A 21879-nucleotide genomic window follows, 5' to 3' on the forward strand; every position below is an offset into this window, starting at 1 on the left:
ACGCGCAGGCACTCTGGGCCCGCACCAACCGGTTACACCACTCGAGGTTTAGATCACGGTAGCATAACGATTTCGCATTCGCAGCTGAGAGTTTCCAACAAATGTTGAGGCCGCCCAATAAGGAGAAAAAGGCTCGCTGGACCGAGCTGATACCGGCGTGGGTGCCCGGCCTCGAGATGGCGGGCAATTGCTCGGCTTACGCCGCTATCGCGTCGGCCTGTGATCCGTGCACGGGTGGTGCACTCCGCAAAACCGGATGTCGGAGGCTCAACCACGACGTGACCGGGGCCAGCATAGGTGAGGCGCCTGGAAATCCCTGCCTCGCCGAGAAGGTTTCAGCAAATGGCAGTATGGTGCTCGTTCGAGACCCCGGAAACGGCTGTGCAGCGGAATTAGGGATGCGTACACGGAGGTCTCGGCAGGAGATGCGATGCCGATAACAACTTGGATTCGGTGGCTCGTACTAGGGGTCATATCGGCAGCTGCATTCGCCACCGTGCCCGTGGGATCGGCAACCGCCGATCCGGTCGATGACATCCCGGGCGGGTTGGAGTCGTTCTATACTCAGCAGCTGGACTGGAAGCCGTGTAACGACGCGGTGCTCGACGGTGCCGGTGCTCAGTGCGCGGGCGTTGTCGTACCGCTCGACTACACCCGACCGGACTCACGCACGCTGACCGTAGCGATCTCGCGTATCCCGGCCACCGACCCAGCCCGCAGACGCGGGATCATGCTGTCCAACCCCGGCGGTCCCGGCGGTCCGGGCCTGAGCATGATCGCCGACCTGCGGGATCGGCTCACACCGGATGTCCGTGCCCGGTACGACCTGATCGGCATGGACCCGCGTGGTATCGGCCGATCGGACCGAATGAACTGCGCGCTGCCGCTGCCCACCATGCTGTTCTCGGCCGGCTTCGACGCCTTCGGCTACGCACGCGACGCCACCCTGGCCGCCGCGCTCGCGGCTTCCTGCGTAGCACCCGATCCCGAGAAGGCCCGGTTCATCACCACCCGCAATACCGCCCGAGACATGGACGTCATCCGTGGCGCATTCGGTGAACGCGAGCTCAACTACTACGGCGACTCCTACGGCACCTACCTGGGCGCGGTGTACACGCAGATGTTTCCGCAGCACAGTGACCGGATCGTGCTGGACAGCGCCATCGACCCGGACCGCTACTGGATCGGCACGTACCAGGACATGGGCGCCGTCAACGAGGCCGGGCTCGACGACTGGGCGAACTGGGCGGCCCGCCACGACGCCGACTACCACTTCGGTAGCAGCGGACCGCAGGTCCGAGCCTTTGTCGAGGACATGATCCGACGTGCCGCCCGGCATCCGGTCATCGGCAACGGCTATCTCATCGACGAACACACCGTACCGATGATGCTGCTGTCGCTGTTGTCCAATCCGAAGAAGAACACCAACCTCGCCGAGCTCGTGCGGACCCTCGCCGACGCAGTGTCCGGGCTGCCCATCGACATGGAGCAGCTGAAAGCGAAGATCAGCGGTCCCGTTCCGCTGGATACCTCGGGCATGGCCGCGGTCATGTGTGGCGACAAGGCCGCGCCCCGAGATCTGGCCTGGTATCACCGCAACATCGAAAGCGTCCGAGCGACCCAACCCGTGTTCGGCGCGTTCGCCAACAACATCACCGCCTGCGCGTTCTGGCCGGACCCGATCGAGCCACCCACCGCCGTGCACAACCCGACACCAGCCCTGATCCTGCAGGCAACCCGCGACACCCGCACCGCCTACCAGCAAGGCCTTGGGCTGCACCAAGACCTGACAGCGTCACGAATGATCACACTGGCAGACACCCGCGTTCACGGCGTACTCGGCTCCAACATAAGCCACTGCGCCACCGACGCCGTCAACACCTACTTCCGTGACGGCACCCTCCCCGATACCGACCTCACCTGCCAACGCGACCCGAACAATCTCCCCGACCAATAGCCAGCAGCGCGCAGCGGCATTCATCGACGAATCGCAAAACCAACCGAGCCCCGAACCGTGACTGGCGGCGTCTACCGAAGCCTGCAACGGCTGCCAGATGAGGTTCACGCCATTCGTCAATGGAATGGATAGCTCGTTGGAAACATCTCCTTGATGAGGGAGCGTGGGCGGTCTCGCCTTGCGCGGCTTTCGAGCACGCGCCCGGGCCAAGTTCCTTCCGGGTACTCTCCGCATCCTGTGCGACAGTGCGCTGTCGGGGAGTACTGCCGGGCGCGCTGCTACACGCGACGGCAAACCCACCAACATCCTTCTGGCGCTCGGTCATCGCGCACTCGCGCCTACCCATGTAGGCAGTCCTGGATAATTTTGATACCACGTGTCAAGCTCCGAGGAGGCGGCGATACAGTCCACGGAAACCGTGCCGCCTGCCGAGGTGTGGGGAATGGCTATGGTGCAGGACGCGAGCGCCCGGCGGCCGTCGTCCCCCTTGTCGCCTGTGACCCAGAGAGTGGCGGTGCCAGGGCCGGGGCCGCCATCGTTCTTGAATGTCGCGTGCAGTGGACATCCGGGGTTGCAACGGCCGGTGGGGTTGGCCCCTTGCAGGGTAAAGGAAGGATCGGCGACAACTAATCTGGTGGTCGAGGTGACACTTTGCTGACTGGCGCCGCCGCCCGAATCATCTCGATTGGCGTACCACACAATCCCGAATATGACCGCCACCATCATTAGTACTCCAACAAAGGTATCTCCCGAGTTGTTCGATGATTGACCCGAGTTGTTCGATGGTTGAGCAGCTTTCGGCGGAGCGGAGGTGGTTGATCCGGAGCCGGTCCCGATGGTGAAGAGGGCAAGTCGGCCTGCGGTGTTGACGGCACTGCGCTGGGGTTGCGGCTGGCCGCGACGATGCAGTTCGCGTTCGACGTGAGAATACAGGTCATCGAGGTCCAGTCCTGGATAGGTCGAGGCGGTGGCGAGCAAGGCGGCGGTGAATGCGGTGTTGCGATCGCCTTTCGGTGCCCATGACGTTTCGTTGCGGGCTGAGGAGGTGATGACGTAGGTGCCAGCGATTTCGGTGTGCCCGATCACCGCCGTAGGTCCGCTGGCGAGTGCGTCGAACGCGCGTCCGGAGAAGCAGCAGTCCAGGATGACGATGCGCACCGCAGCGCGGCTGTCGAGGATGGCTTCGCGCACAGTGGAATACGGCAGCGCTGAGAACCCTGGGCGGTCGGGGTGGGTGCCGGTCAGGCTCAGATGCAGTCGACCCTGACGATCGAGAACCCCATGACCGGTGTAGTACAGCAGCAGAGTATCGGTGGCCTCGCCAGTGGCTTGCCCGAGGATCTCTCCGACGCGAGAACTGCTGCCGGGGTCGGGAACGGTCGAGCAGTGGGCGGGCTCGAACGCTCCACCTGTCCCGGTCAGCAGTGCGTGCAGGTCGGAGAGGTTGTTGAATACGGCGGGAATGTGCGGCAGCTGATCGTAATGGTCGTAGGTACCAGTGCCGATCAGCACCGCACGCGAGGTCGCCCGATGAGGGTAGCGCGGCGGCAATCTAGCGCTCCTCACCGCAGACCGATAGGTAGCGTCGAACACGCACCCGCGCAACGACATCCATGTCCACCCCGGTGTAGACCGACCGTTCGCCCGCAATCGGCATATCGGCTCCTCCCCCCGGCCTGCTCCACCTGGTGATCGAGAATTGTAGCGGCCCATCGGCCAACTCTGTCGAACTGGTGTGGGCGGGGAGTGGGCAGAAATCCCACCCTCAACTCCCAGCTCACGGGCGGGTTAGCGCCCGCGGCTCAACGAAGGACAAGTCAACCGCATCTCGCGGTGGCGAACGTTCAAAAAAGTTCAAAATCGCGACCAGCGCGGCGTCGAGCGTCCGACGTCCTTCTCGTCTACTACGCCGGGCACGGCCTGCTCGACCAACGCGGACGCCTCCACCTGGCGCTACCCGACACCGATCCATCCCGGATCCGCTGGACCGCCCTACCCTACGAAACCCTGCGCGAAGAACTCGGCAACAGCCACGCCGCCACCCGGATCGTGCTCCTGGACTGCTGCTTCTCCGGACGCGCCATCGACGCCATGGCCTCAGCCGCCTCTGCGGTCGCCGGACAGATCGATATCGACGGCACCTACATCATCACCCCCACCGCAGCCAACCGAACCCCAAACGCCCCACCAGGCCAGCCCTACACCGCCTTCACCGCCGCCCTGCTCACGGCCGCCGAGACCGAGCACGACCTCACCCTCGACGACCTCTTCACCAATGTCGACCGGATCCTGCACACACGGTCATCCACGACCACAGCGCCGCGCGGTCAACAAAGCCGGACAACTAGCCATCTTCAAATCACCTATACCCCAAACGAATCCCACGCCCACACCAGCACTGCCCACCGCCAGCACCGCCGTCCAGCTGAACACGTCGGAATCGCAATCTCCGGTCGTGACCGAGCAGCGCTTCCCGCCAACTGAGCCAACGACCTCCGGCCAATCATCGCGAGAGCCGACCACCGACCCCAGCCCGCAGACACAATCGACCGATACAGTTCGTTTTGGGAGGGCAGAGCGTCGGGATTACTGGGGCCTAGCACCCGCTGATGGTGTTTCGGGCACTTCGGCCTGCGCGGCTGCGGCACATGGCCACTGTCATCGCTTGTGGTAGCACAATTCCGCCTGCTCCGGAGAGTTGCACTGCGCCATAGAGCAATACAGCCACGGAACCTACAGGCGTGGTTGGCGCCGCTATCCGGCCAGCCGCGCTAGGTACCCGCGCTAAGGCAACCAGCGTGTCGTGACTGGCATGGACGGTCGGCAGCGGGTGCGCAAGGATGGAGGTATGTCGAATCCGCAGGGACAGTTGTCGATCCGCACCAGTGGCAGCCCGGATGATCTGCTGCAGCTACTGGACTGGTTTCGCCACGACGACGCCCTTCGCGGACGCGTTGTCCCCCGCGCACCTCAGATCCACGAAGGACAACTCGGCGAGATCTACGAGGTACTGCAAGTAGCCCTCGGTAGCGGCGGCCTCGCGACGGCGTTGGCGGTGTCGCTAAGGACCTGGCTGATCAACCGGCGCTCCAACATCAAAATCAGCCTCACCCGCGACAGCGACGGCGTCACAGTCGAGGTCGATGCCCAACGAGCCGACCCCGACGAACTCATCGACAAGATCACCAAACTTATCAACCCATCCAACCCGATCCCCTGAGCCTTTCGACCGTCTGCTCCGAAATTCTCAGCGGCCAAACCAGCTTTACGCCGCTATTAGCACCACCAGTGTTAAGGAATCTGCAGGTCAGCGCCCTGCCCGACCTCTGGCGGCGTGTGTTGTGAGCGACGATGTCGATAATGCGCTGCGACTCATCGCAGCGCGACTGGGAACAGACGCTCAGCAGATCGCCAGCGGCGCTGGCACGGCAGAGCCGATGCCGACATTCACCGAATACATCGCCAAGCTGCGCACCTCGTTACCGAGGACTACGGTCAAGAACTACGCGTCCTACTGGCGCATGATCGAAATAGCTTGGGGCACAAGGTGCCTCGATGAACCCAGCTCGACCGAGATCAGCGAGTTCGTCCAGCAGCACCGGCAGCCGCGCGGCTGTGCGGTCCAATTCTCGAGGTGGGCGTGGCGCCGCCACGCACATGGTGGCGGCGTTTCGATGCATCTACAAGCATGCCGAGACCGACGGACTGATCAGCCCTTTGCACAACCCGGCGCAGAAAGTGGCAAAACCTCGTCGCTTGGACGGCTCGCGTCACGCACTCACCAGAAAACAGGTGATCGAGATCGGCCAGGTAGCAGCCACGACCGGAAATGACACCGAGTTGGATTCGCTGATTGTCCGTATTCACATCGAGGCAGCGTGTCGAAGAGCCGGTGTTCTCAAGTTGGAAGTTGCTGACCTGGATCCGCAGGACTGCCTCATACGATTGCGTGAGAACGGGGAAATCGTTCGCTGGCAACCGATCTCGCCTTTTCTGGTGCGCAAGCTGGTCGAGCACGTGAGTACCCGTGGGGGTGAGGAGGCTACGCCTCAGGTCTCGCGTTACCGGAACGGGCGGCCGATCACATCACGGTGCTATGACTACCTGACCGGGCGGAACCATGATCACTTGCCGTGGGCGACCCGCCTGCAGGTCGCGGCCACGCCGGGCGCGCAGATCGTCCTCGACCCGCGCGAGCGCGACTGAGGCACTAACGATACCGAAACCCCCTGCCCACTGGGACAGGGGGTTTCGGCGCTTCAGCCGAGGCTGCTACGCCTGACGAGCCTGCAAGTAGTAGGTGGCCGACATCGCCTTCAGCGCCTGCCGGACAACCGGTGGCGCCCACCGCGCCGAGGGGTCGTTCTGCACCACCGGATCGATGAGCAGCACCACCGTACGCTTGGTCTCGAGCTCGAAACCACCTGCGGCCGTGATGTTCTTGACCCAGTCGACATCGCGGCCGTAGGTCAGCGCGATGCGGTAGACACCGTCGCCGTCGAACGCCATCACCGGAGTTCTGTAGGGGCGCCCGGATTTTCGTCCTTTGTGGACGACCATGCTCATCGGCGGAACCCGACCGGCCAATCGGCCCAGGATCGGATTGGTGACCTGGCGGTTCAATTTCGCCAGTGCTCGCGGAAGCACCATCGGGAGCGGTCCTCTCTCAGGGTGGAGTGCGGTGATGAGGTTACCCTCGACCGGTGTCTGTGCACCCTCACTCGGAGATGATCGCGGTCTATGACGCCGCAGGCCACGAGATCGGCGCGGCCGACCGGGCCACCGTCTATCGCGACGGGATGTGGCACGCCAGCGCGGGCGTCCTGGTGCGCTCCGGCGACGGGGAACGGATTTATGTGCACCGCCGTACCGAGACGAAGATGGTGTTCGCTGGCATGCACGACTGCCTGGCCGGTGGTGTCGTCGATCCGGGCGAGACCCCGGCGCAGACCGCGCTGCGCGAACTCGCTGAGGAACTGGGCATCGTCCGCCCCGCCGACGCGCCCCCGCTACCGCTGCGCGCCCGCGCGTCCTGGGACGGCATCTGGCAGGGCGCACCGATGCGCTGCCACCTGTTCGCCTATGAACTGCGCTACGACGGACCCATTCGTCACCAGCCCGAGGAGATCGCGGACGGCTGGTGGTGGACCGATGCCGAACTCCGCGCGCATCTGGCCGATCCGACGTGGGCGTTCGTACCCGACACCCGCATCCTCACCGGCCAACTCCTCGCCTGAGATGGCATCGGCCCACCAGGTCGTAGACCTGATGGGCCGATGAGCCGCAAATCCGTCAGGCGGCGCTGCCGCTCATAGCACCCATGACCTGGGTAAACAGGTTTGCGACAACTTCGAGGAGCTCCATGTACATTCCCTTGCTGGACCCGATATGAAATTTGCATTCTGCATGATCGAGATGTCCAGCAGGTAAGGCGGCCGTGAAGTCGAGCGACTAACCCGAGGACGCCACCGATCCGGCCCAGGCTGCGAAGGCGCCCGGATTACGGGTCTGCAGCAGCACCCGGCCATGTCCGGTGAAGTCGAAGACGAAACCCTCGCCCGACTTCAGCGACTGGATGGATCGCCCGGAGACCGCGCGCCGGATGGTGAAGTTCATGGCCAGGTCATAGGCCACCACATGCCCGGTATCGATGGTGATCGGCTCACCCGGCTGCAGATCGATCACATCGATCGCGCCGAACACACCGACGACCACCTCACCGTCGCCGTGCGCGCGCAGACCGAATCCGCCCTCACCGCCGAACAGGTTCGCGAAACCACCCCACTTGCCCTCCACCTGCACGCCGTGCGAATTGGCGATCCAGCCGCCGCGGCTGATGAAGAACGGCCGATCGGGCGTGATCTGCAGGTTCAGCATGTCACCGGGTAGCGCGGGCGCCACGTCCACCCAGCCGCCCTGCGGCGGTGCGGTGAAGGTCGAGACGAAAAACGATTCGCCCGCGAGCACCGAGCGCTTCAGCCCGGCAAGGATGCCGCCTTCGGCCTTGGCCTGCAACGAAACTCCCGCCGAATGCGCGACCATGGCGCCGCTCTCGACCCGCATCGGCTCGCCGCCCGCGAGGAAGCACCGAGCGACCGCGGAGGCCGGACTATGACGCAGTTGTACCTTCATATCGCCGACCCTACCGGCTGATTCGCATCGACAGTCGGGCCGAATCGAGGCCGGTATCAGGGGTTTCGGATCAGTCCAACGAACGCAGCGTCTCCTCGTCCCGCGCAACCACCGCGCCACCGTCCGCAGTGAGCACGATCGGACGCTGGATCAGTTTGGGATGCGTTGCCAGCGCCTCGAGCCACTTATCCCGATCGGTCGGGGTACGCCCCCATCCGGACATGCCCAGATCCTTGGCGATCTCCTCACCTGTCCTGGTGATGTCCCACGGTTCGGCCCCCAGCCGCTTCAGTACGGCGCGCAGTTCCGCCACGGTCGGCGGATCGTCGAGGTAGCGCCGCACCGTGTACTCGACGCCCGCCTCGTCCAGGTGCGCGGTCGCGTTGCGGCTCTTGGTGCACCGCGGGTTGTGCCAGATCTCGGTCTGCCCAGATGTCATAGCTTCCAATTAACCATGGCCGCCGGGTTTCGGTCTGCACCGGCCGACCGAAACCGGGTGCCGCGGCTCACCCCCGGTAAGCGCGACCGCACGTCACCGACGAACAGATCCGGGCCCTCCAGTGCGGCGAAGTGACCGCCGCGCTCGATGCCGATTTCCGGATCGACGACGGCGAGGAACTGGCAGCGAATCTGCCCCGGATCATGCTGCGCTGCCAATCCGCGCTCGGCTGAACCGCTTACAGGTGCATCCAGGTCGACCACACCTCCGACCACGAATGGCGCAGGCCGGTGCAGGTCCATACCGTGACGTCCTGGGTATTGCCCGGGTAGCCGATTCGGCTGTCCACTTTGGCGACCGGTGCGCAGTTGTCGAAATCCCAGTGCAGGAGGCCATCGTTGACGCCGACGGCGATGACCGCCGACGCGGTGTCGGGCGGTGTGCCGAAATATCCGAAGCCGCGGCTGGGGCTGTAGATCGGGGGCAGGTCGGCGCGCTCGAATTGGTCGAGGGCGCTGGCTTGCCAGTAGGTGTCGGTGATGATGATGGCGTCGGTGCGTTCGGCCGGGGTGAGCGAGTCGTAGGCCTTGGTGACGGCGGAAGTCAGTTCCGGCCAGCCGAATTCGCCGTAGACGCCGATGTTGATAGCGGCCTCGGCGGCATTGGCGGGCGGCTCGACCTGGGTGGCGCCGCGCCATGGAGTCGACCACAGCAGATAGCCCGTGGCCACCGCGGCGAGCGCCGCACCGGCTCCAGTGACCCAGCGGCGCGGGGCCGGATCCAGTCGACCCGCCAATTCGGCGAGACCGACCGCACCCGCGGCGAGCACCACGCCGTACATCCCGGCCACGTAGTAGATCCGCCCGCCGACCACCAGAAAGATGACGACCAATATCACCAGGGTCACCCCGAGGAACCGGTAAGGCCGCAGCGAGATATGGAACAGCAACGCCCACACGCCGTACATCAGCAGCACCGCGCCGAAGTATCCGGCCAGCAGCACCGCGAGCGGCACGAACATCACCCGACCGCCGAGAATGCCCTGCTCACTGCTGATCACCCCACCCATCGACAGCTGCGGCCAATCCTGGCGCGCCTGCCAGATCAGCGACGGCACCGTCGCCGCCACCACGATCGCCCCGCCGAGCCACAGCAGCGGCCGCCGGACCAGTTCGCGCGGGCCGGAGATCAGCGAGGCCACCGCAAGGGCGATCCAGAAGAACGGAATCAACCATTTCACCTGCATATCGACCGCGGTCACCAGGGCCGCGCACAGCAGCAGGCGATCGCGGCGGGTGCGCACCCAGCGGACGACCAGCCAGGTGATGATCACCCAGAGCACGGTGTCGACCGCATTGGTCGTCAGTATCTTGCCCTGGAGCAGCAGGAACGGCGAGGTCGCGTAGCCGATCGCGGCGAAGATCTGCGCGCCGCGGCCGCCGCCGAGTTCGCGCGCTATCGCCGCGCACAGCACGACACCGAGCACGGTCAGCGCCACCACCGGCAGCCGTAGCACGAAGAAATTGCCCGGCGCGATCGTGTCCATCAGGCGTGCCAGCATCGGCAGCACCGGCCCCTGATCGGCATAACCGAACGAGGGCCGCCGCCCCGCCGCGAGGAAATACAGCTCATCGCCGAAGTAGTCGTACCGGCTCGCGGAGAACAGCAGGACCGCGAGCGCCACCGCCGCGACCGCGCCGACGCCCGCGAACGCCAGCGCCGGACGCTCCTCGGGCGAGGCGGCCAGCTTCTGACGATCTTCGATATCGGTCACGCCAGCTCCTGGAGGAGTTCCGAGGTGGACGTATCGAATCTAGCGGGAAATGGCCGTCGCGGACCACCCGCGTGGTCGGTCCGCGCGGCGTGCCGTTACCGCAGATATTCGTCTGCGATATCGAGCACCTCGTCGACGATATCCAATCCGATGCGCAGTTCGTCCGCCGTCGTGGTGAGCGGCGGTGCGATCTGAAAGCGGTTGCCCGCGTTGAACGGCCACAGCCCGCGTTCCTTGGCGGCGGCGGTGACCCGGTTCATCGGTTCGGCGGCCGAACCCGCGGCGGCGAACGGGATCAGGGGTTCCCTGGTCTGCGGGTCGCGCACCAGCTCCAGCGCCCAGAAGAATCCGAGACCGCGTGCCTCACCGACACTGGGATGGCGAGATGCCAAGTCCGCCAGCCCTTTTCCGAGCACATCGGCACCGACCGAGCGGACATGGTCGAGAATGCCGTCGCGTTCGAAGACCCCGATCGAAGCGACGGCCGCGGCGCAGGCCAGGGGATGGCCGGCGTAGGTCAGCCCGCCGGGATAGACCGTATTGTCGTAGCGCTGGGCGATCCGCTCAGCCATCAGCACACCGCCGAGTGGGACGTATCCGGAGTTCACGCCCTTGGCGAAGGTGATGATGTCGGGCGCCACGCCGAAGGCCTGCACCGCGAACCACTCGCCGACCCGGCCGAATCCGACCATCACCTCGTCGGCGATATAGACGATGCCGAATTCGTCGCAGAGCGCCCGCACCCCGGCGAGATAACCGGGCGGCGGCACCAGAACGCCGTTGGTGCCGACGACCGTTTCCATGATCAGCCCCGCGATGTGCTGCGGCCCCTCCAACTCGATGACCTGGCGCAGATGGCGCAGCGCCGCGGCCGTCTCTTCCTCGGGAGTTGTTGTTTCCCAAGGGGATCGGTAGGGATACGGCCCGAAGAAGCGGACCACGTCGACATTGGTCGGCTCCGCACCCCAACGCCGCGGCTCACCGGTCAGGCCGATGGCGACGCCGGTGCCGCCGTGATAGGACCGGTAGGCGGCGAGCATTTTGGTGCGGCCGGTGTAGCTGCGTGCCAGTCGCACCGCATGTTCGACGGCCTCGGCACCACCGGTGGTGAACAGGATGCGATTCAGGTCGCCGGGTGCGCGTTCCACGATCAGCCTGGCCAGTTCGCTGCGCGCCTCGTTGCCGACGGTCGGCGAGATAGTGGTGAGTTTCTGTGCCTGTTCGATGATCGCGGCGACGATATCCGGATGTTGGTGGCCGATATTGACATTCACCAGTTGGGAGGAGAAGTCGAGGTAGCGTTTACCGCTCTCCTCCCAGAACCACGAGCCCGACGCGCCGACGATCGGAACCGGATTCAGTGTGGCCTGGGCGCTCCAGGGATAGAAGACATGATCTGACCCGCTCATGGGGCGAATTCCCCCTTCGAACCTGGATAGAACAGCACATTGGCACCATAGCCCGATTGCGGCGGCTGCGCGGCTGGAGACACGGTCTACGGCAAGAACTGTCCGCCTGTGATTCCACACAGGTCCGAAGGCCTCGGCCAGGCCGTCGCGCATCCCGGAGCCACGGCACGACATGGTCGAGCTGCGCTCGCCTCGATGCGTCGCCATCGCCGGACCGCGGCCCGGTACTCATTGCGTCCGGTCGATACGCATGGACGGATCGTGGACCGTGAGCTGGTCGGCTCGCGGGCTGAGAGCCGGGTGATCGCCTCGGCTGGCGTATCAGCGGCGGAATAGCCGTCCTGTCCCCTCGCGCGGACGGCTCCGGCGCGGCGACGCAAGCCGCGGTGGGCTCGCCAGTTCGCCGGCCACGCCCCGAGCTCGCGATCAGTGACAGACGCGTACACCCGGGCAACGATCGTCGAAGTCGCACAACCCCTCGTCGGCCTGACCGCGGAACCGGATCCGCTCGTCCGTCACATCGGCCGCGACCTCATCGGCGATCGCAGCGGTTCTGCATAGAGGACGCCGAATTCGGTGTCCGGATCGCGTTCACCATCGGTGGGAAGCGTCGGGCGATGGTCCTGGACGAGTATTGGAATAACGCCTCACCAAGAAACTAGCTGCTCGGAATTTGCGTGAACCGATGATCTGGCATCCCGTACCAGGGGCGACCGTGCTCACAAATGCCCGCACATCCCCGGGAGGGGCAACAAGCGCCGGAGCGTCCCATGAGCCGGACGTGCATCTCCGAGTCAACCTGCGTGGAGTGATCCTGGACTTCATAGCACTGGCCAGCGCCGCCGAGCAGTTCATCGAGGACCACAGGACCCACCACTATGTCGACGCTGTTTCGGTGATCCCGGGCGACGGGCGCGGCCTCCCGCGGCTCCCCAACGAGGAGTTATATGTCGGGCCGTAGAACTTGGTGGCCCGCGAGCTCCTGTTGGGTATGGTTGGCCGGACCGACCTGATCGATGGCACGTCGGCCCCGGGGGTCAGCAAGGAGTTTGCCGTGGTTACGCCACATCAACCCGAATCGTTTCCACCGCAAGGGAATTACCCTGTCCCGCAGGGGTACCCATATCCGCAGCAGCGTCCGGAGTATCCGCCGCCCGGGTTCGGTGCACCACCGCGGGCGGGCGCCTCACCGCTGGATTGGATAACCGCGGGGCTGCTCGTGTTGTCCGCGATTCTGGCGGGAATCTGGCGATTCACCAACGACTACCTCGATTTCGGTGACCACATCCCCTTCCTGCTCACCGCCGCGATCGCCGTGGTGGCGGCCATTATCCTGGTGACCGGCGCCGGTGCCAAGAACGGCGCTTTCCGTGCACTCGCCGCCGTCGCCGCGGGTGCGCTTTTCGCCCCCGCTCTCTCGTTCGTGGTCAGCATGGCGCAGCACTCGGAATATGTAGAGGCCAAAGATTTCGGCCTCGGCGTTCCGGCCGCGCTCTTCGCTCTGGGCGCGTCGGTGGCGGCTATCATCGCGTCGGCCCGGTCGTCCGCGCCCCGCACGCCGACCCCACCGCATCCACCGCAGTGGCAGCAACCAATCGCCCAACAACCACCCGGCCAATACCCGCAGTACCAATACCCACCGCACTCCTCGTGGCCGCCGAGGTAGTCCTTCCTGGACGCCGATTCGGTACCCACCTCCGGACTCGGTTCCGATAACGAGATCTACCAACACGCCGAATGCGCGTTGGCCGACGACTGGCACGGGATCGGGCAAGACCGACAGCGCGCCTGAGCCCAGCCCACGGCACAACGGTTTCCTCCGCTCGTCGGCATGTGCGTGCATTCGGCGAAATCGCGTGTCGCCCAACGGCCGTGGCGTGTGTCCTTGCTCAGCCGATCTGGTCTCGGCTCAATTGATGTGGTCTGGTGACTCGTTGATCAGGTGGTATACATCACGACACCGAGCTTGGAATCCGCGGTCTTGGCATAGAAGGCAATGAGTCTTTCGAGTTCGGCGACGATGATCTCCGGACCTTCATCGGGTGTGATCAGCTCCAGTTCATAGATTTCGTGCTCGTCAACCAGCTCCTCGAAATCGGCTTGCCCGACAGCGGTTTCGACGGCCATCACGTCGACCCTGGCGAGACGTGCGGCGAGTTCGGTCGCCTGATCGGGCGACACCACCGAGAAAGCCCCGTTCTCCAGGGTCGAGCAGGCGATGCTGTCGGCACCGCTGACCACCGGCCACAGCTCGTGGTCCTCAGGGCCGGGCCAAGCCTGCCCGGTAAGGAAGTAATTGAGCGCGGCGAAGTAGTGGGTGCGGTAATGGACGGACTTGTCGAGTCTGTTGATGCTGGTCGGATCCTGCCGAAGTGCGTGGATCTCCTCACCACTCACCGCTTGCAGCCAGGTCGCCTGCGCCACGGGGCCCTCCTGTTCCTTCTCTTGTCGACAGGTGCACAAGGACGCATTTGCGGTGGTGGTCGCGCGGCACGATTACCGTCATCCGCGGCTCCCCCGCCTCGCCCCCCGCTCCAGGGCATCGCTCGACATATCGGCACACAGCATCTTGGGCCCGCCCTCATAGTCCAGAGACGGCGGCAGGACCAGTCCGCCCCACCGCCGCTGAAACTCGATGACACGGTCGATCTGCGTTGCGGGAATGCCGATTTCGAGCCACCGATCCCGATACTCCTCTAACGGGGGGCATTCGCAGCGAACACACTGCGTCGAAATGAACCACTCGCCCCGGCGTGTGAGCCGCTCGGACGAATCGACGACGGGCCACAGGTCCACGCGGCCGACAGTACACCGACTCGACGCGACGACGATGAAGGGTTCGTGGGCGAAGATGAGGAGTATGAACCAGCCAGTTGATAGTTGTGCAATGACCAGGAGCAATGTTGATCATGAACGCTGAACGGCCTCGCGCTGCCATGTCCGACGCGTCCAGTGAAGACGTTGTGCTGCAGGCCTTCCGCGCGGAGAGTTCACGATTGTCCGAGGTGCTCGGGGAGCTGACCGAGGCGCAATTCGCCCTAGCGACTCCGTGCCCGCCATGGAATATCGCCGAAATGGCGGTGCACATCACCTCCGCTGTCGCCCGTGTCCTCGCGGGACTCGCCGCGCCCGCACCACCTCGAGCCGACATCGCCGCCGCCGACTACTACCGACCGACAATCTTCGACGACGCTGCCAATGCCGACCGCGTGCGCATGGCCCAACGCGACGCCGCCACTTATCAGAACGCGACCGCGATCACCGCGGCATTCGACGACACTTGGCGGCGAACCGACAGAGCAATATCGGGGCAACCCGCCGATCGCCTGATCACCACCCGATGGGGCGACGGGATCCTGTTGAGCGAGTTCATGATCACCCGTGTGGTCGAACTGGCTCTGCACGGCCTCGACATCGCCATCGCACTCGGTGCATCGGCATGGACTACCCCCGAAGCCGCAGCCGTCGTGGGCGATTTCTTGCAGATCGATCCCGCCGCGACCCACCTGGGTTGGGACCACCGGACCGCGTTGGCCAAAGCCAGCGGCCGCGCCGCGCTGTCCACCAGAGAGTCAGCCGAACTCGCGCGCCTGAACATCACCTGGAGACGGTTCGGCTAGTTGCATGAGGTTGTGCGAGTTCATCGCCGAGCTCAGGACCGCCGCACCCCACCGTCAGGTGCTATGAATCATGCTGGCGCAGAGTCGAAGTCGCGTGGGGCGACCGACGCCTCGATGCACCAGGTGAGATCGGGTGCCATCGGACGCGGTCGCCTTTCTCGTGCAGCCCGATCAGGCAGTCGTCGGGTCCGGAGCGGAGATCTTCAAGGCGAGCGCTGCACCCACCTATTTGCCGCCTTCGGTCAGGGTCACCTGCTGCGGCGTGAATCCCGATCCGGTGACGTCGGTGCCACCGGATTTCAGCAGATCCAATGCCTTGGTGACGTATTCATTGGTGAAGGCGCCCGCATCGGGATCCTTCTTCAGCACCGTGACACCCTCCTGATTCTTGGTCTCCTTGGCGATTTTCACGGTGCGGTCCCACGCGGTCTTGTCGATCATGCCGATACCGTTGGGCGAGGGCCAGATCAGCTTGTTGACCTCATTGATCTGCCACTGCTGATGGGTCGCGCCGAGCGTGCTGCCCGCGGCCACCGTGATATCGCGGCACTTATCGACATTGTCGCGGCAGAACGCCCAGCCCTTCAGCGACGCCGCGATGAATTTCACGGTCTGGTCCTGGTATTTCGAATCCTTCAGCTTCTCCGAATTCGCCCAGATCGCGTCCTGCAGCATGGCCACGCCCTCGTCGTTCCAGTCGATGGTGGCGAAATCGTCTGCGGTGTAAAGCTTTCCGGTGGCCGGATTCTTCGTCTCCAGCAGCTGGGCGTATTCGTTGTAGGACATGGCCTGGGCGGCATTGATGTCCTTGGCGAGGAAGGCGTTCATATCGAACTGCTGCTGGACCAGCTTCACGTCCTTGGCCGGATCGATGCCCGCCTTCGTCATTCCGGCGAACAGCTCGTATTCATTGCCGTAACCCCAGTTTCCGACGGTCTTGCCGCGCAGTGCGGCCGGGCCCGAGATATTGTCGGACTTGAACGAGACCTGCTTGGTGCCCGAACGCTGGAAGACCTGGGCCACATCGGTAATGCCCGCCCCGGCCTCACGGGAGGCGAGCGCCTTGGGCACCCAGGCGATCGCGTAATCGGCCTGCCCCTGCGCCAGCACCGTCTGCGGCACGATATCGGTACCGCCGTCCAGGATTTCCACGGATAGGCCCTGCTCCTTGTAGAAGCCCTGGTCCACGGCGGCCAGATAGCCGGCGAACTGGCCCTGCTTGAACCACTGCAGCTGCAACCGGACCTTGGTCAGCCCTTCGGCGGTGGTTCCCGAGCCGCTGTCGGTGGTGCTGCAGCCGGTCAGCGCGGCCGCCACCAACGCCGCCAGCGCGAGACAAGCACGCAAACGCCCTGTGTTACTTCTCATTTCGATCTCCCAAAGATATTACGAATCAGGATGGTCCGGGGTCGGCGGGTCAGTTGTTCGAGGATCAGGACGACAGCGAGGAAGATCAGGCCGACGATCATGGCGCCGACCACATAGGCCCACGCCCGTGGATAGGCGGTATTCGCCGCGGCCGAGGTGATCCGACTGCCGAGCCCGTTCTGCAGGCCGCCGAAGTATTCGGCGATGATGGCCGCGATCACCGCCCCGGGTGCCGCAATGCGCAAACCGGTGAACAGGTACGGCAGCGCGGCGGGCAAGCGCACCATGCGAGTGATCTGCCAGCCGCCCGCCGCATAGGAGGTCATCAGATCGGCGTGTACCTGCGGAACCTGCCGCAGACCGCGCGCGGTGCTGACGAACATCGGGAAGAACACCACGATCGCCACCACCATGCGGCGCGGAGTGTCGGTGGTGGTCGAGTACATCGAATTCAGCAGCGGGGCGAGCGCCACGATCGGCACCGCGGCCGCCGCGGCGGCCAGCGGCGTCAACAGGCCCTCGACCAGCCGGAACCGCACCGCGAGCATGGCCGCGACAATGCCGAGGACGGCGCCGACCAGCAGGCCGATGAGGGCATTGGTGCCGGTGGCGGTGGCGGCATCGACAATGCGGTCGAAGTTCTCGGTGAACTGTTTCGCGATCGCGGTCGGTGCGGGCAGCAGGAACGAGGGCACACCGGCCACTACGGTCAGCACCTGCCACAGCGCCAACCCGCCGACGCCGAAAACCACCGGTGGCAGCCAGGTTTTCATCGCATATCCCGTCCCGCCACGATGATGTCGGTGGCCTCGTGTCCGCCGCGCAGTGCGGTGCGAACCGCGGCGACGGCCTCGAAAAAGGCTTCGCTGGAACGGATGTCGTCGCCGCTGACGCCCGCCTCACGGCCCCAGCCGCCGGTCGGCACGATCTCGGTGATGCGGCCCGGCCGCGGTGACATGACCACCACGCGATCGGAGAGGAAGACCGCCTCGGGAATCGAGTGCGTCACGAAAACCACCGCCGCACCGGTCTCTGCGGCGATGCGCAATAGCTCGCCCTGCATGCGTTCGCGGGTCATCTCGTCCAGCGCGCCGAACGGTTCGTCCATCAGCAGCAGCGAAGGCTTGCGGGCCAATGCTCTGGCGATCGCCACCCGCTGTTGCATGCCGCCGGACAGTTCCGCCGGATAGCGGTGCGCGAAATCGGTGAGACCCGCCATTTCCAGCAGTTCCGCACTGCGCGAGCGTCTTTCGGCCTTGGGGACCTTGTGCAGTTCGAGGGGCAGTTCGACATTGGCCTGTACGGTGCGCCAGTCGAGCAGGCCCGCCTGTTGGAAGGCGATGCCGTAGTCCTGGTCGATTCTGGCCTGCCGGGCGGATTTGCCGTGCACGGTCACCCCGCCGCTGGTCGGCTGTTCCAGGTCGGCGATGATGCGCAGCAGCGTGGATTTACCGCAGCCCGACGGCCCGATCAGCGAGACGAACTCCCCCGCAAGCACTTTCAGCGAAACATCGGCCAGCGCGGTCACCGAACCCGCGTCGAAGATCTTGCCGACATTGGTGAGATCGACCGCCGCGACGTCCTCGGCCTCGACGCCGACCGGATCCGATGCCTCGATCGGCTCATCGGTCGCCGCAGTGTCCGTGGCGGCCGATTCCACTTTCCCGGTCAACGGGTACCTCCTGAAGAGCCGCGCGCCCCGGCGGGACGGCTGTAACGACGTAGTGCCAGTTCGGCCAGGCCGACGACGGCGGTGACGGCGACACCGAGCAGTGCCGCGGCGAGCACGGCCGCGTACAGCCGGGCCGCATCGCCGGTGGCCTGCTGCGCGAAGACGATGATCTGGCGGCCGATACCGCCCGCCGTTCCGGTCGAGATCTCCGCGACCACCGCACCGATCACAGATGCCGCCGCGGCCAAGCGCAGCGCGGGCAGGAAGTGCGGCACCGCGGCGGGAAACCGCAAGTGCACCAAGGTCTCCCACCAATTGGCCGAGTAGCTGTGCAGCAGTTCCACCGACGCCTTCGACGGTGCCTGCAAGCCGCGCAGCATGCCGACCGCGACCGGGAAGAAGGCCAGATACGACGCGATGACCGCGATACTCATCCACGGCCGCCACGGCTGCCCGGCGATGACGATCTTGCCGCCCCATCCGGCCACCAGCGGCGCCAGGGCGATCAGCGGAACCGTCTGCGAGACAACGATGTAGGGCAGCAATCCGCGCTCGACGAAGGCGAAGCGCTGCATCACCACCGCGAGGGCAATGCCGACCACGGTGCCGATCGCCAGTGCCAGCATCGCGAGCCCGAAGGTGAATCCGGCCGTGCGCAGCAGTGTCGCACCGACGGTGCCGGTGCCGTCCTTATCACCGAGCACGGTGATGACCGACCAAACATGCGGCAGCGCGGCATCACTCGTACGCGGCAGGACTCGGGTATCTCCGATACTTACCCCACGCTCGGGCACGAAATACTTGACGAGCTCCCAGACCGCGATGACCAGCACCGCAACGCCGACCGCGGAGCCGACCTGCCGTGCCCGCACTGCTCCCGCTCTCATTGATCACCCGCCGACGCCGCACCCGGCTCCGCCTCGGACTCCGCGAGCGCGAGTGTCACCACCATCGCGGCGATCACTCGGCACCCTCCGTCGCGGTGACCGGATGCGCCAACCGTGGCAGCACCGACTCGCCGTACGCCTCCAGCGTGGCCGTCTTGGCATCGTGCTGGAGGTAGACCGCGAACTGGTCGACGCCGAGCTTCTCCAGTTCGTGCAGCCGGGCCAGTTGCTCGTCGGGCGTGCCGAGCAGGCAGAAGCGGTCGACGATCGCATCCGGCACGAATTCGGCGTGGGTATTGCCCGCCCGGCCGTGCTCGTTGTAGTCGTAGCCACGGCGGCCCGCGATGTAGTCGGTGAGCGCGTGCGGAATATCGCCGTCGGTACCGTATTTCGCGACGATATCGGCGACGTGATTGCCGACCATGCCACCGAACCAGCGGCACTGTTCGCGGGCGTGCGCCATGGCGTCGGCGGATCCGTCGGTGACGTAGGCCGGTGCCGCAACACAGATCTTCACTGATCCGGGATCGCGGCCCGCCTGCTCGGCAGCCGCCCGGACCCGCGCGATGGTCCACGCGGTGATATCCGGATCGGCCAGCTGCAGGATGAATCCGTCCGCGACCTCGCCGGTCAGCTCGAGCGCACGCGGCCCGTATCCGGCCACCCACACTTCCAGTCGCGAGGCGCTGGCCCACGGGAAGCGCACGACGGTGTCGTCGACGCGGGCGCTGCGGCCATTGCCGAGTTCCCTGATCACCTCGATCGCTTCGCGCAATGTCGCCAAGGTGGCCGGTTTGCCGCCGAGGGTGCGGACCGCGGAGTCACCGCGGCCGATACCGCAGATGGTGCGGTTGCCGAACATATCGTTGAGCGTCGCGAAGGTCGACGCGGTGACCGTCCAGTCCCTGGTGGCCGGATTGGTGACCATCGGGCCGACAACGACCTTGCGGGTGGCGGCCAGTATTTGGCTGTAGATGACATAGGGCTCCTGCCACAGCAGGTGCGAATCGAAGGTCCACACATGCGAAAAGCCGTGTGTCTCCGCCTGTCTGGCCAGTTCGACCACCCGCGAGGCGGGAGGTGTGCATTGCAGCACCACACCGATATCCATGCGGCACTCTCCATTTCGGGTCAAGAACGTCGGCCGTTTTCGAGTAGACCGTCTGCCGCTCGAATCGGCGCGAGTCAGATCAAGTTCTGCGACAGGTCGCGGGCGATGAACCGTCCGTGCCCGGCAGTGCCCAGATACGCACCGTCATCGACGATCACGCGGCCGCGCGAGAGCACGGTGTCGACGTGCCCGTCGATCTCGAAGCCCTCCCAGGCCGAATGGTCCATATTCATGTGGTGGGTCTTGCCGAATCCGATGCTGGTGTGCCCGTTCGGGTCGTAGATCACGATGTCGGCATCCGCACCCGGGCTGATGACACCCTTGCGCGGGTACATCCCGAACATCCGCGCGGGCGTGGTGCAACACACCTCGACCCAGCGTTCGAGCGAGATCCAGCCGTTCTGCACGCCCTGGAACATCAAATCCATCCGGTGTTCCACACCGCCGATCCCATTGGGGATCTTGCTGAAATCGCCGACGCCCAGCTCTTTCTGATCCTTCATGCAGAACGGACAGTGATCGGTGCTGACCGAGGTGACCGCACCGGTGCGGATATAGCGCCACAGCTCGTCCTGATGCCCTTCGGCCCGCGACCGCAGCGGCGTCGAGCACACCCATTTGGCCCCCTCGAAACCCGGTGCGCCCAACTGCTCTTCGAGTGAGAGGTACAGATACTGCGGACAGGTCTCACCGAAGACGTTCTGCCCGTTAGCCCGTGCGGTGACGATCTGTTCCATCGCCTGCTTGGCCGAGACGTGCACGATATACAGCGGCGCATCGGTCAACTGCGCCAACATGATCGCGCGGTGGGTGGCCTCCTCCTCCATCTGCCACGGTCGGGTCACGCCGTGGTAGTACGGCGAGGTCTCCCCGCGCGCCAGCGCCTGTTCGACCAGCACATCGATGGCAATGCCGTTCTCCGCGTGCATCATCAGCAGTGCGCCGAGGTCGCCCGCCGCCTGCATGGCCCGCAGGATCTGGCCGTCGGTGGAGTAGAAGACGCCGGGATAGGCCATGAACAATTTGAAGCTGGTGACGCCCTCGGCCACCAATTCGCTCATGCCCTTGAGGGATTCGTCGTTCACCTCACCGATGATCTGATGGAACCCGTAATCGATCGCGCAGTTGCCCGCGGCCTTCTCGTGCCACAGACCGAGGGTGTCCTGCATCCGCTCCCCCGGCTTCTGCACGGCGAAGTCGACAATGGTCGTGGTACCGCCCCAGGCGGCGGCGCGGGTGCCGGTCTCGAAGGTGTCGGAGGCCTCGGTACCGCCGAAGGGCAGTTGCATATGCGTGTGGCCGTCGACGCCGCCGGGGATCACATACTTGCCGGTCGCATCGATGACCACGTCCGCGGATTCGGTGAGGTCGGCGCCGAGCGCGGTGGAGCCGGGCTGCAGGACCGCCACAATGGTTTCGCCGTCGATCAGCACATCGAGCAATTGCGATCCGGTAGCCGAGACCACCGTGCCGCCGTGAACGAATGTCTTCGTCATATCGATATCACCAG

The 21879-nt window shown here is 65.1% G+C and carries 21 protein-coding genes; 8 read left to right on the top strand and 13 right to left on the bottom strand.

The window, feature by feature from the left end; all coding sequences use genetic code 11:
* Positions 1–496 precede the first annotated feature (496 nt).
* Entirely contained in the window at positions 497–1957 is a 1461-nt protein-coding gene (locus ACQP0C_RS23920) for an alpha/beta fold hydrolase (RefSeq protein ID WP_433723269.1), read from the top strand.
* Positions 1958–2278: 321 nt separating this feature from the next.
* On the opposite strand, the gene ACQP0C_RS23925 is transcribed toward ACQP0C_RS23920, so the two are convergent.
* A complete protein-coding gene (locus ACQP0C_RS23925; RefSeq protein WP_433723270.1) occupies positions 2279–3508 on the bottom strand; it encodes a caspase family protein in 1230 nt (409 codons plus the stop codon).
* A 282-nt stretch (positions 3509–3790) separates the two neighbouring features.
* Here ACQP0C_RS23925 and ACQP0C_RS23930 point away from each other — a divergent pair, with 282 nt between their 5' ends.
* The 3 genes from ACQP0C_RS23930 (at position 3791) to ACQP0C_RS23940 (ending at position 6163) form a co-directional block, all read left to right on the top strand.
* Positions 3791–4441 (top strand): caspase, EACC1-associated type, encoded by a 651-nt coding sequence (locus tag ACQP0C_RS23930; RefSeq protein WP_433723272.1) that lies wholly within the window; start codon positions 3791–3793, stop codon positions 4439–4441.
* A 364-nt stretch (positions 4442–4805) separates the two neighbouring features.
* Positions 4806–5177 (top strand): effector-associated constant component EACC1, encoded by a 372-nt coding sequence (locus ACQP0C_RS23935; RefSeq protein WP_433723274.1) that lies wholly within the window; start codon positions 4806–4808, stop codon positions 5175–5177.
* A gap of 437 nt (positions 5178–5614) precedes the next feature.
* Positions 5615–6163 (top strand): hypothetical protein, encoded by a 549-nt coding sequence (locus ACQP0C_RS23940; RefSeq protein ID WP_433723276.1) that lies wholly within the window; start codon positions 5615–5617, stop codon positions 6161–6163.
* Positions 6164–6229: 66 nt separating this feature from the next.
* Here ACQP0C_RS23940 and ACQP0C_RS23945 read toward each other — a convergent pair whose 3' ends face one another.
* Positions 6230–6607 carry a nitroreductase family deazaflavin-dependent oxidoreductase gene (locus ACQP0C_RS23945; RefSeq protein WP_433723278.1) on the bottom strand — a complete coding sequence of 126 codons (378 nt, stop codon included), beginning with the start codon at positions 6605–6607 and terminating at the stop codon, positions 6230–6232.
* Positions 6608–6684: 77 nt separating this feature from the next.
* Between ACQP0C_RS23945 and ACQP0C_RS23950 the strand changes: the two genes are divergently transcribed.
* Entirely contained in the window at positions 6685–7194 is a 510-nt protein-coding gene (locus ACQP0C_RS23950; protein ID WP_433734637.1) for an NUDIX hydrolase, read from the top strand.
* 214 nt (positions 7195–7408) lie between these two features.
* Here the strand turns inward: ACQP0C_RS23950 and ACQP0C_RS23955 are convergent, their stop codons facing one another.
* The 4 genes from ACQP0C_RS23955 to ACQP0C_RS23970 form a co-directional block, all read right to left on the bottom strand.
* Positions 7409–8089, bottom strand: coding sequence for a TIGR00266 family protein (locus ACQP0C_RS23955; RefSeq protein ID WP_433723280.1), 681 nt, complete (start codon positions 8087–8089; stop codon positions 7409–7411).
* Between the two features lie 70 nt (positions 8090–8159).
* Positions 8160–8528, bottom strand: coding sequence for an arsenate reductase family protein (locus ACQP0C_RS23960; protein ID WP_433723282.1), 369 nt, complete (start codon positions 8526–8528; stop codon positions 8160–8162).
* Between the two features lie 238 nt (positions 8529–8766).
* On the bottom strand, positions 8767–10302 hold the full coding sequence (locus ACQP0C_RS23965) for a glycosyltransferase family 39 protein (protein WP_433723284.1): 1536 nt from the start codon (positions 10300–10302) through the stop codon (positions 8767–8769).
* Between the two features lie 95 nt (positions 10303–10397).
* On the bottom strand, positions 10398–11711 hold the full coding sequence (locus ACQP0C_RS23970; protein ID WP_433723286.1) for an aspartate aminotransferase family protein: 1314 nt from the start codon (positions 11709–11711) through the stop codon (positions 10398–10400).
* 781 nt (positions 11712–12492) lie between these two features.
* On the opposite strand from ACQP0C_RS23970, the gene ACQP0C_RS23975 reads away from it, so the two are divergent.
* Both ACQP0C_RS23975 and ACQP0C_RS23980 read left to right on the top strand, forming a co-directional pair.
* Positions 12493–12672: a hypothetical protein gene (locus ACQP0C_RS23975; protein WP_433723288.1), complete on the top strand. Its 180-nt coding sequence runs from the start codon at positions 12493–12495 to the stop codon at positions 12670–12672.
* A gap of 93 nt (positions 12673–12765) precedes the next feature.
* Positions 12766–13377 carry a hypothetical protein gene (locus ACQP0C_RS23980; RefSeq protein WP_433723290.1) on the top strand — a complete coding sequence of 204 codons (612 nt, stop codon included), beginning with the start codon at positions 12766–12768 and terminating at the stop codon, positions 13375–13377.
* A gap of 272 nt (positions 13378–13649) precedes the next feature.
* Here the strand turns inward: ACQP0C_RS23980 and ACQP0C_RS23985 are convergent, their stop codons facing one another.
* Positions 13650–14135 carry a DUF1877 family protein gene (locus ACQP0C_RS23985; RefSeq protein ID WP_433723292.1) on the bottom strand — a complete coding sequence of 162 codons (486 nt, stop codon included), beginning with the start codon at positions 14133–14135 and terminating at the stop codon, positions 13650–13652.
* 485 nt (positions 14136–14620) lie between these two features.
* Here ACQP0C_RS23985 and ACQP0C_RS23990 point away from each other — a divergent pair, with 485 nt between their 5' ends.
* Positions 14621–15331, top strand: a complete 711-nt coding sequence (locus ACQP0C_RS23990) for a maleylpyruvate isomerase N-terminal domain-containing protein (RefSeq protein ID WP_433723294.1) — start codon at positions 14621–14623, stop codon at positions 15329–15331.
* A gap of 225 nt (positions 15332–15556) precedes the next feature.
* Here ACQP0C_RS23990 and ACQP0C_RS23995 read toward each other — a convergent pair whose 3' ends face one another.
* The 6 genes from ACQP0C_RS23995 to hydA form a co-directional block, all read right to left on the bottom strand.
* Positions 15557–16699, bottom strand: a complete 1143-nt coding sequence (locus ACQP0C_RS23995; protein ID WP_433723295.1) for an ABC transporter substrate-binding protein — start codon at positions 16697–16699, stop codon at positions 15557–15559.
* Positions 16696–17472 carry an ABC transporter permease gene (locus ACQP0C_RS24000; protein ID WP_433723297.1) on the bottom strand — a complete coding sequence of 259 codons (777 nt, stop codon included), beginning with the start codon at positions 17470–17472 and terminating at the stop codon, positions 16696–16698. The genes ACQP0C_RS23995 and ACQP0C_RS24000 overlap by 4 nt, the downstream gene beginning before the upstream one ends.
* A complete protein-coding gene (locus ACQP0C_RS24005) occupies positions 17469–18371 on the bottom strand; it encodes an ABC transporter ATP-binding protein (protein ID WP_433723299.1) in 903 nt (300 codons plus the stop codon). The genes ACQP0C_RS24000 and ACQP0C_RS24005 overlap by 4 nt, the downstream gene beginning before the upstream one ends.
* Positions 18368–19258, bottom strand: a complete 891-nt coding sequence (locus ACQP0C_RS24010) for an ABC transporter permease (protein ID WP_433723301.1) — start codon at positions 19256–19258, stop codon at positions 18368–18370. Before ACQP0C_RS24010 ends, ACQP0C_RS24005 begins: the two co-directional genes overlap by 4 nt.
* 73 nt (positions 19259–19331) lie before the next feature.
* Positions 19332–20369: a TIGR03842 family LLM class F420-dependent oxidoreductase gene (locus tag ACQP0C_RS24015; RefSeq protein ID WP_433723303.1), complete on the bottom strand. Its 1038-nt coding sequence runs from the start codon at positions 20367–20369 to the stop codon at positions 19332–19334.
* Between the two features lie 74 nt (positions 20370–20443).
* Entirely contained in the window at positions 20444–21865 is a 1422-nt protein-coding gene (gene hydA, locus ACQP0C_RS24020) for a dihydropyrimidinase (protein WP_433723305.1), read from the bottom strand.
* Between the last annotated feature and the right edge of the window lie 14 nt (positions 21866–21879).

It is taken from the genome of Nocardia sp. CA-129566 (assembly GCF_050956075.1).
In the GTDB taxonomy this organism is placed as follows: domain Bacteria; phylum Actinomycetota; class Actinomycetes; order Mycobacteriales; family Mycobacteriaceae; genus Nocardia.